The sequence below is a fragment of the Kitasatospora sp. MBT66 genome (assembly GCF_000710405.2).
Classification (GTDB): Bacteria; Actinomycetota; Actinomycetes; order Streptomycetales; family Streptomycetaceae; genus Kitasatospora; species Kitasatospora purpeofusca.
On sequence record NZ_JAIY01000003.1, the window covers coordinates 406,102 to 414,960 of the forward strand.

The window sequence follows — 8,859 nt, forward strand, 5'->3', positions numbered from 1 at the left end:
CGACGGCCTCCCCGTCGCCCACCCCGGCTCCGGCACCCGCAGAGCCCCCGGCTCCGACGCCGCCCGGGACGCCCTTCCCGGCACCCTCGGTGCGCCGCGCGCTCGCCCCGGCACCCGCCCCGGCGGCGCTGCCCGGCCCCTCCGGGGGCGAAGCGGCGCCGCTGGCCCGACGGGCGCCGGTGCCGCCGCCGACCAGGTTCGTCCGGCCCCCGTACCTGGTGCCGGAACCGGACGCACCCGCCGGTCCGTTGTCCGACGGGCCGCCCGAAGGCACCGCACCATCCGTACGACCGGCGCGACCCGCACCGCACGTACGACCGGCAGGATCCGCACGACCCGCACCATCCGCACGACCCGCTCCAGCAGAAGGAACTGATTCATGACCACTTCGACGCAGTCGTCCGGAGACCTCAACTGGCTCCTGGACGACCTGGTGGGCCGAGTGGCCGCCCTGCGCCACGCGGTGATCCTCTCCGGCGACGGCCTGGCCACCGGCGCCTCCCGCGACCTCGCCCGGGAGGACGCCGAGCACCTGGCCGCCGTCGCGGCCGGCTTCCACAGCCTGGCGAAGGGCGCCGGCGGGCACTTCAAGGTCGGCGGCGTGCGCCAGACCATGGTCGAGCTGGACGAGGCCTTCCTGTTCATCACCGCGGCCGGCGACGGCAGCTGCCTGGCGGTGCTGAGCGAGGCCGAGGCCGACATCGGCCAGATCGCCTACGAGATGGCCCTGCTGGTCAAGCGGGTCGGCGAGCACCTGGCCGCCGAACCGCGAGCCGACGTGGCTCCGCCCGGGAGATGAGCGGTCCGATGGCGGACGAGGAGCCGAAGGCGGTGGCGGCCGACCCGGAGCCGGCCGGACCGGGCGCGCCCGGCCCGGGGACGGCCGGATCCGGCACGACCGGAGCGGACGCGGCCGGAACGACCGGCGGGGAACCCGCCGACCGGGGGCCGGACGGCCCGGACGGCGACGGGTCGGTACTCGACCTGTTCCGGCCGCGGACCCCGGTCGACGACCGCTGGTTCGACGACGAGGCCGGCCCGGTGGTGCGCCTCTACTCGATGACCCGGGGCCGGGCCCGACCGGTCGAGGACGGCCTGTTCGACCTGATCTCGCTGATCGTCGCCAAGGACCCGGCGCCGGTCGCCGCGGCCGTCCCCGCCCATGTGCTGGACCCCGAGCACCAGACCATCCTGGCCTGGTGCCGCCGGGAGCCGATCTCGGTGGCCGAGCTCGGCTCCTACACCGACCTGCCGGTCAGCGTCGTACGCGTCCTGCTCGGCGATCTCTACGACGCCGAACTGATCAGCGTCACCCGACCCGTTCCGCTCGCCGAGCTGCCGGACGAGCGCCTGCTGCGAGACGTGATCAATGGACTCCGTGCGCTCTGACCTCCACGCCCCCGCCACCGCCCCGGGCCCCGCGTACGACGGGGGCGCCGGGCGGGCCAACGACCCGCGCTGGCGCGGCGGTCCGGCGGTCGCGGTGAAGATCCTGGTCGCCGGCGGCTTCGGCGCGGGCAAGACCACCCTGGTCGGATCGGTCAGCGAGATCCGGCCGCTGCGCACGGAGGAGGAGCTCAGCGAGCTGGGCCGCCCCGTGGACGACACCGCCGGCGTCGAGGCCAAGCGCACCACCACGGTGGCGATGGACTTCGGCCGGATCGACCTGCGGCCCGGGCTCGCGCTCTACCTGTTCGGCACGCCCGGCCAGGACCGGTTCTGGTTCGTCTGGGACGAGCTGGCCCGGGGCGCGCTCGGCGCGCTGGTGCTGGCCGACACCCGGCGGCTGGCGGACTGCTTCCCCTCGGTGGACTTCTTCGAGCAGCGGCGGATCCCGTTCCTGGTCGCCGTGAACTGCTTCGAGGGCAGTGAGCTGTTCTCGCCCGAGGAGGTCAGGGACGCGCTCGACCTGGACCCGGACATCCCGGTGGTGCTGTGCGACGCCCGCCGCCGCGAGGACGGCAAGGAGCTGCTGGTGGCCCTGGTCGAGCACGCGGCGGCGCGCCGGGGGACGAGCACCGGGACGAGCACGGGGACGAGCGCCGGGGCACGCTGAGCCCGCCCGGTCCCGCCCGGCCCCGCCCGGCCGGGTCCCCCGCCCCGGCCCGACAGGTGGCGTCTCATCAGGGTGTTCACATGCCGGACGATCCTGGGCGAGCAGGTTGCCTTGACGGGCCCGGCGTGGAAGGCTCTGGTGACGAAGGCCGCCCGGGCCCATTGCCGGGATGCCTCGAACGTGCCGCGCACCCGGTGTGCGTCCGGCACGCGTGTCGCAGCGCGGTACGGGACGTACCGGCAGACCGAGGGGGGAGGACCGAACCATGAACGTCGAGCAGCGATGTGCCGCGGCCGGGTCCGCCCAAGCCGATCTCGCCATGCCGGCCACCCCGGCGCTGACCGTCCGGCGGTACATCGACCACGCGCTCATCTGCAGCGCCTGTTGTCGCTGACCTCGCCCACCGTCGCCAGCCACCTCACCGTCACCGCCGTTCGCCGCCCGGGGGATCTCCCGGCCGGTGCGCCCCTGCCGGAACCACCGGACGGGCCCGGCGGACGCTGACGGTCCATCGCATCGTCGACCCGGCAGCACCGGACAGCAGTCCGGTGGGCCGTCGTCGGCCCTGCCCGCTTTGCGGAGAGCACCAGTGAAATTCCTCGAACCGTTCTGGCCGTCCCGCCAGCCACACCTGTTCGACCAGACGTGTCCGGGCTCGCCCAGCGCGTCCCGGCACTCCCTCCGCTGACCTCGGGTCGGTCCACGGCAGCACGCCCGGTAGACGCGCAGACGACTCCACCCCGTCCGTCACGCGCGAAATGAGCGACACCATGTCCTCCACCTCCACGGCCACTCTTCCTCTCCCCTCCGCGACCCCGCACCTGCGCGCGGTCCGCTCCGTCCCGTCCCCCGCCGACCGCCGGCACGGGGGCCCCGCGCCGCAGCGCCCGGCCGCCGGCCAGCCCGGCTCCGTGCCGCAGGGGCCGGCCCAGTCCGGCTTCGGGCAGCCCGGCTTCGGCGCGTCCGGCTTCGCCCCGTCGGGGTCGGCCCGGGGCGCCGCCGCCGCGGTCCCGTCCGTCCCGCAGATCGTTCCGGCGCTCCCGCCGCAGGCGCTGCTCGCGGCGCTGCCCGAGGGTGCGGCCGTGGTCGCGGCGCTGCCCCAGGGCTCGCTGCCGCAGGCCCTGCTGGCCCAGTACGGTGCTCAGTTCGGCGCCTCGGCGGGGCAGCCGATGGTCGGTTACCTGGTGCTGGTCCCGGCCGAGGGCGGAGTCGCCGCCGCGCCGGGTGCCGGGCAGCAGGGCTTCCCGACCGCCTCGATCCCGGCCCCGCAGGCCGGTCCGGTCGCCGCCGTCGGGGCCTCCGTCCTCGGTGCGCCCGGTACCGGTGGCCTCGGGGTCCCCGGAGTCGGGACCGCCGCCGTGGCCGGCACGCGTCCGGTGCGGCCCGTCGGCCGGGGGATCACGGTCGACACCGAGCGCCGGAACGCCTACGTGGACGGCCAGTTGCTCGACCTGACGTACCTGGAGTTCGAGCTGCTCGCCCACCTGACGGAGCACCCGCAGCGGGTGCACACCCGCGACCACCTGGTCTCCGCCGTCTGGGGCTACGGCCACGTCGGCGACGGCCGCACGGTGGACGTGCACGTGGCCAGGCTTCGCCGCAAGCTCGGAGCGGCCTACCGCGACAGCATCGTGACGGTGCGTCGGGTCGGTTACAAGTACACGCCGGTGGCCTGAGCACGCACCCCGCTCCTCGTCGCACAGCGCGTCCCGCTCCACCGCACGTCGCTGCACCGCACATCGCGTCACCGCGTCCCGCCGTACCGCGCGTCGCGTCACCGATCGGCCGGGGGCCGGGCGTTCTTCCCGAACGCCCGGCCTCCTTGTGTGTTCTGATGTCTCCTCAGATCCGCTGGTCCGGCGGCAGCAGCAGGACCGCGAGCGCGGCGGCGCAGGCCCTGGCGTGGTCGAGGAACCAGTCCAGGCGCTCGTCGGTGAGGTGGACGGGCGTGGAGCGGACGGCGAGGGCGAACCTGGCCTGGCCGGCGCCGTCCAGCACCGGCACGGCGACCGTGCGCACCCCGGTCTCCGACTCGCCGTCGTTCAGCGCGTGACCGGCCGTCCGGACCTTCGCCAGCTCCTCCGCCAGGCGCTCCGGCGCGGTGATGGTCCGGTCGGTGAACGGTGCCAGCGGGCCGAGCGTCGCCACGCCCGCGTCGCCGGGGCGGGGCCAGGCCAGCAGGACCTTGCCGAGCGCGGTCGAGTGGAGCGGTCGGCGCAGTCCGAGTCCGGTGTCCGGCCGGACCGAGGCGCCGACCAGTATCACCGCGTGCGGACCGCTGCGGATCGCGAGATCGGCGGCGGCGCCGGTGCGGCGGGACAGCAGGTCGAGCTCGGGCGCCGCCAGGTGCAGCCCGCGCTGGTGGAAGGTGAGTTGGCCGAGCTCGGCGACCGCCGGGCCGAGCCGGTAGCGGGCCGTGTGCTCGTCCTGCTCCAGGAAGGCGGCGCTGACCAGGGTGCGGGCCAGTCGGTGCGCCGTGGACACGGACAGGCCCATCCGGCGGGCCAGGTCCGAGGCGCTCAGGTCGGGGCCGTTGTCGTGGAAGCAGTGCAGCAGTCCGAGGGCCCGCTGAACGGCCTGGGCGCCGGCCGGCGGGCTCTGGGCGGCGGTGACGGCCTCGGCCATGGCATCTCTCGTTCTGTCCGTGGCTCCGGTCGTTCACCGGAGTCGCTCCCAGACTATGGCAGCGTGTGCTGCGGGAATGTGTCAACGGCGTTGCAAAAGGATGCCGTTCATGAACAAGCAATCCCATGATGTGGCAAACCCTTGCTCCTGGATCGCCCGCCGTGGAACGCTCGGCGCAGCGCACCGGACAGCCCCGTCCGGCGGCGCCCGGACCGCGGGAAGGAGTTGTGCCGTGACGACCCACCGGTGCCCCTCCTCCCGCGCCTGTTGTCGCTGACGCGCCCCGGCCCGCGCCGGTCCCGTACGACTCCGCCCCGCCCCCCTTTCCGTTCCACCGCGCCTGGTGACCCCGCACCGCGCCCGCCGCCCCGCCGTCGGCGCCGCGCACGCACCACGCCCCCGCCGCAGAGGACCAGCCACCGTGCCCAGTTCCGCCCGCAGTTCCGTCGAGGAGCCCTCGCCGACCGCCGCCGTTGCCTCGGGGCCGGTGCCCGACACCCTCTGGTTCACCCGCTGCCCGGTGCCCACCGCGACCGGCATCGCGGCCGACCGGGGCTGGCTGGGCCGGGAGTTCGCCCCCGACGGCATCGCCGTCCGCTCGCTCCAGGACGTGCCTCCGGAGGTCGCTTCCGACCACCACTACACCCACGCCCTGACCGGGCTGTTCCGCGAGGGCGGCAATGTGCCGGCGCTCTGGGCCCGTTCGCGCGGCGAGCGGACCAGGCTGGTCGGGCTCACCTGGATCGAGGAGCGCCAGGTCGTCCTGGTCCGCTCCGGCAGCGGGGTCACCGAGCCCGGACAGCTGCGTGGGCTGAGGCTCGCCGTCCCACACCATGGGATCGCCATCGACTTCTGGCGCGCGATGGCGCTGGCCGGCCTGCACGGAGCACTCTCGCTCGCGGGTCTCACGCCGGCGGACGTCGAACTGGTGGACGTGCCGGCCGCGCCGGGCGAGGGGCAGTGGGAGGCGGAGCTGACCGCGCTGCGGGACGGCGTCGTGGACGCGGTCTATGTGAAGGGCGCGCTCGCCGTGGAGGCGGCCCGACGAATCGGGGCGGAGGTCGCCGTCGACCTGGACGCCGTCCCGGACCGCCGGGCTCGGGTGAACAACGGCACGCCCCGGCCGATCACCGTGCGCCAGGAACTGCTCGACGAGCACCCGGACCTGGTGGCCCGCTTCCTCGCCGTGCTGCTGGAGGCCGCCGACTGGGCCGCCGGGCAGCCGGCCGAGGTCGCGCGGATCCTGGGCGCCGAGACCGGAGCGGGGGAGGAGGGCGTCGCCGGGGCGTACGCGGCCGGCGGTCACCGCACCCTGCACCTCGATCTCTCCGAGGACCGCCTCGCCCTGCTGGAGCAGCAGGAGCGCTTCCTCGACCGGCACGGGTTCCTGGCCGGACCGGTCGACGTCCGGGCCTGGGCCGACCCGGAGCCGCTCCGCGCCGCCCGCGCGCTGCTCGCCGCCCGCCGCGCCGAGGGGCGGACGCACGGTGGCTGACGGGTAGCGGCCGACACTTCCCGCAAGCCGTCGGTCCGCCGCCCGCGACCCCCGCCCCGTACCCCGCCAGGCACCCTCCCCGCTCGCACCCCCCGCCCGCACCCCCCAGACCTCAGGAGCCGACCCCGTGAATCCCTCCCGCCCCCTCCTCGCCGCCACCGCCCTGCTCGCCACCACCCTCCTCGCCGCCTGCGGCTCCTCCGCCGACGGGGGAGGGACCGCCGCCGGCAAGGGCGACAAGGCCGAGGCAGTGCTCCGGCTGCCCGACCCCGGGAACAACGGCTTCCTCGCCCTGGGCAAGAAGGACGGCTCGCTCGACCGCGCCCTCGCGGCCGTCCACGCCAAGGTCGCCTGGACCGGCAGCGCCGGCCCCTTCGCGCCCGCCGCCCAGGCCCTCTCCGCCGACCAGCTCGACGTCGCCCAGGGCTCGATCACCTCCGCCGTGGCCGCGCTCGCCCAGAAGCCCGGCTTCAAGCTGTTCGCCCAGACCGCCCCCGACGGCGTCGGCGAAGGCATCCTGGTGAAGAACGGCTCGCCCATCAAGACCGTGCAGGACCTCGTGGGCCACAAGGTCGCCGTGAGCCAGGGCGGCACCAGCGAGTACCTGCTGCTCAAGGCGCTGGAGAAGAACGGCATCCCGGCGGACAAGGTCGAGCGGGTCTATCTCCGCGCCGACCAGACGGCGGGCGTCTTCAACTCCGGGCAGGTGGACGCCTGGGCCACCTGGAACACCTTCTCCACCCCGTCGATCGCCAACTCCGGCGCGCACTTCCTGGTCAACGGCAAGGAGGTCGGCTCCGACAACTACGCCGTCTGGGCCGTCCGCAACGGCTTCGCCGACAAGCACCCCGAGGTGGTGAAGGCCTTCTACGCCTATCTGCGCGAGAACGGCCTCAAGGAGAAGGCCGACCCGGCCGCCTACCTCAACGTCTTCACCGACTCCGGGCCGACCGCCGTCACCCCCGCCGAGAAGGACGTCGCCGTCGAGGTGACCCGCCAGGGCGCCGCCGCCGCCGCCATCGGCGAGGCCGACATCGCCCGCTTCGGCACCGTCGCCGCGTTCTTCGCGGAGCAGAAGGTCACCAAGCAGCCGGTCGACGTCAAGCCCTACCTGATCGACCTCGGGGCGCTCGGCGGTGGCACCAAGTGACCACCGTCACCCGCCCGTCGGGGGACCGGGCCACCGGCCCGGAGACCGACCCGGAGACCGAGGCCGCCCGTGCCGCCGGACTGGTCGAACCGCGCACCCGCCGTCGGACCGCCCGCCCCCGTGCCCTCGCACTGACCCTGCGGGCCCTGGGCCCGCTGGCCCTGCTCGGCGGTTGGGCCCTCGCCTCCGCCACCGGCGCGCTGACCCAGGACGTACTGGCCTCGCCCGCCCAGGTCGCCGAGGCGGTCGGCGAACTGTGGGGCAACGGCCAACTCGCCGACGCCCTGGGCGTCTCGCTCACCCGGGCCGGCCTCGGCCTGCTGATCGGCGCCGGCACCGGCCTGGTGCTGGGCGTGGTGACCGGCTTCTTCCGCCTCGGCGAGGAACTCCTCGACTCGGCGGTCCAGGTCCTGCGCACCGTCCCCTTCCTCGCCCTCGTCCCGCTGTTCATGGTCTGGTTCGGCATCACCGAGACCGCCAAGGTCGCGCTGATCGGCGTCGCCACCAGCTTCCCCATGTACGTGTCGACCTCCGGCGGGGTCCGCAACACCGACCCCAAGCTGATCGAGGCCATGCGCAGCTTCGGCCTCGGGCGCTGGGCGATCGTGCGCACCGTCGTCCTGCCCGGCGCCCTGCCCGCCCTGCTCTCCGGTCTGCGGCTGTCCATGACGCTCAGCGTGATCGCCCTGATCGCCGCCGAGGAGATCAACTCCACGGAGGGCATCGGCTACTTGATGGCCCAGGCGCAGAACTACTCCCGCACCGACATCCTCGCCGTCTGCATCCTGATCTACGGGGTCCTGGGACTCACCGCCGACGGCATCGTCCGCCTGCTGGAGCGGGTCCTGATGCCCTGGCGCAGGGCCGCCCAGGGAGGCACCCGATGACCACCACCCCCGCCCCCGCCCCCACCTTCACCGAAGCCGAAGCCGAAGCCGGGACCGGAGCCGAAGCCGGGACCGGAACCACCCCGGCCGTCCATCTGCGCGGCCTGCGTCGGGTGTTCGGCACCCGGGCCGTGCTCGACGGCGTCGATCTCTCCATCGCCCGCGGCGAGTTCGTCGCACTGCTCGGCGCCAGCGGCACCGGCAAGACCACCCTGCTGCGGATCCTCGGCGAGCTCGACCGGGCCGACGGCGGAACGGTCCTCGTCCCGCCGGTGCGGACGGTGGTCTTCCAGGAGCCGCGACTGGTCCCCTCGAAGCGGGTGCTGGCCAATGTCACGGTCGGCCTGCCGCGCGGTGCCGCCACCCGGGAGACCGGGCTGAGGGCGCTCGCCGAGGTCGGCCTCGACCGGCATGCCGACGCCTGGCCGGTCACCCTCTCCGGCGGCGAGGCACAGCGTGCCGCACTCGCCCGGGCACTGGTCCGGGCGCCCCAACTGCTGCTGCTGGACGAGCCGTTCGCCGCCCTGGACGCACTCACCCGGCTGCGAATGCAGGACCTCGTAGGCGACCTGGTCCGCCGTCACCGGCCGGCCGTGCTGCTGGTCACCCACGACGTGGACGAGGCGGTGCGGCTCGCCGACCGGGT

10 protein-coding genes are annotated in these 8,859 nt (G+C 74.8%); 9 read left to right on the plus strand and 1 reads right to left on the minus strand.

Features of this window, described 5'->3' with window-relative positions; all coding sequences use genetic code 11:
- The first annotated feature begins 379 nt into the window (after window positions 1-379).
- From BI06_RS03725 to BI06_RS55390, 5 genes are all read left to right on the plus strand, one after another.
- Window positions 380-799, plus strand: coding sequence for a roadblock/LC7 domain-containing protein (locus BI06_RS03725; protein WP_030392000.1), 420 nt, complete (start codon window positions 380-382; stop codon window positions 797-799).
- 260 nt (window positions 800-1,059) lie between these two features.
- Window positions 1,060-1,389 carry a DUF742 domain-containing protein gene (locus tag BI06_RS53150; protein WP_231978716.1) on the plus strand — a complete coding sequence of 110 codons (330 nt, stop codon included), beginning with the start codon at window positions 1,060-1,062 and terminating at the stop codon, window positions 1,387-1,389.
- A gap of 94 nt (window positions 1,390-1,483) precedes the next feature.
- The gene (locus BI06_RS03735) at window positions 1,484-2,056 is read left to right on the plus strand and encodes an ATP/GTP-binding protein (protein ID WP_051740350.1); all 573 of its coding nucleotides are present in this window, start codon (window positions 1,484-1,486) and stop codon (window positions 2,054-2,056) included.
- 265 nt (window positions 2,057-2,321) lie between these two features.
- Entirely contained in the window at window positions 2,322-2,450 is a 129-nt protein-coding gene (locus BI06_RS54615) for a hypothetical protein (RefSeq protein WP_255360182.1), read from the plus strand.
- Window positions 2,451-2,826: 376 nt separating this feature from the next.
- A complete protein-coding gene (locus tag BI06_RS55390; protein ID WP_082558317.1) occupies window positions 2,827-3,732 on the plus strand; it encodes a winged helix family transcriptional regulator in 906 nt (301 codons plus the stop codon).
- A gap of 166 nt (window positions 3,733-3,898) precedes the next feature.
- On the opposite strand, the gene BI06_RS03745 is transcribed toward BI06_RS55390, so the two are convergent.
- Window positions 3,899-4,681: an IclR family transcriptional regulator gene (locus BI06_RS03745; protein WP_043465025.1), complete on the minus strand. Its 783-nt coding sequence runs from the start codon at window positions 4,679-4,681 to the stop codon at window positions 3,899-3,901.
- A 487-nt stretch (window positions 4,682-5,168) separates the two neighbouring features.
- On the opposite strand from BI06_RS03745, the gene BI06_RS03750 reads away from it, so the two are divergent.
- The 4 genes from BI06_RS03750 to BI06_RS03765 all read left to right on the plus strand — a co-directional run.
- The gene (locus BI06_RS03750; protein WP_030392005.1) at window positions 5,169-6,176 is read left to right on the plus strand and encodes an ABC transporter substrate-binding protein; all 1,008 of its coding nucleotides are present in this window, start codon (window positions 5,169-5,171) and stop codon (window positions 6,174-6,176) included.
- A 127-nt stretch (window positions 6,177-6,303) separates the two neighbouring features.
- Window positions 6,304-7,326: an NrtA/SsuA/CpmA family ABC transporter substrate-binding protein gene (locus BI06_RS03755; protein WP_043465028.1), complete on the plus strand. Its 1,023-nt coding sequence runs from the start codon at window positions 6,304-6,306 to the stop codon at window positions 7,324-7,326.
- Between the two features lie 80 nt (window positions 7,327-7,406).
- The gene (locus tag BI06_RS03760) at window positions 7,407-8,213 is read left to right on the plus strand and encodes an ABC transporter permease (RefSeq protein WP_051740351.1); all 807 of its coding nucleotides are present in this window, start codon (window positions 7,407-7,409) and stop codon (window positions 8,211-8,213) included.
- Window positions 8,210-8,859: ABC transporter ATP-binding protein (locus BI06_RS03765; protein ID WP_233289992.1), on the plus strand; the 650-nt coding region annotated here is incomplete at its 3' end. The genes BI06_RS03760 and BI06_RS03765, both read left to right, overlap by 4 nt.

Bases quoted from the DNA above. Each gene is read 5' to 3' on its own strand.
- BI06_RS03725 (WP_030392000.1), top strand. From the start codon at position 380: ATGACCACTTCGACGCAGTCGTCCGGAGACCTCAACTGGCTCCTGGAC.
- BI06_RS53150 (WP_231978716.1), top strand. From the start codon at position 1,060: ATGACCCGGGGCCGGGCCCGACCGGTCGAGGACGGCCTGTTCGACCTG.
- BI06_RS54615 (WP_255360182.1), top strand. From the start codon at position 2,322: ATGAACGTCGAGCAGCGATGTGCCGCGGCCGGGTCCGCCCAAGCCGAT.
- BI06_RS55390 (WP_082558317.1), top strand. From the start codon at position 2,827: ATGTCCTCCACCTCCACGGCCACTCTTCCTCTCCCCTCCGCGACCCCG.
- BI06_RS03745 (WP_043465025.1), bottom strand. From the start codon at position 4,681: ATGGCCGAGGCCGTCACCGCCGCCCAGAGCCCGCCGGCCGGCGCCCAG.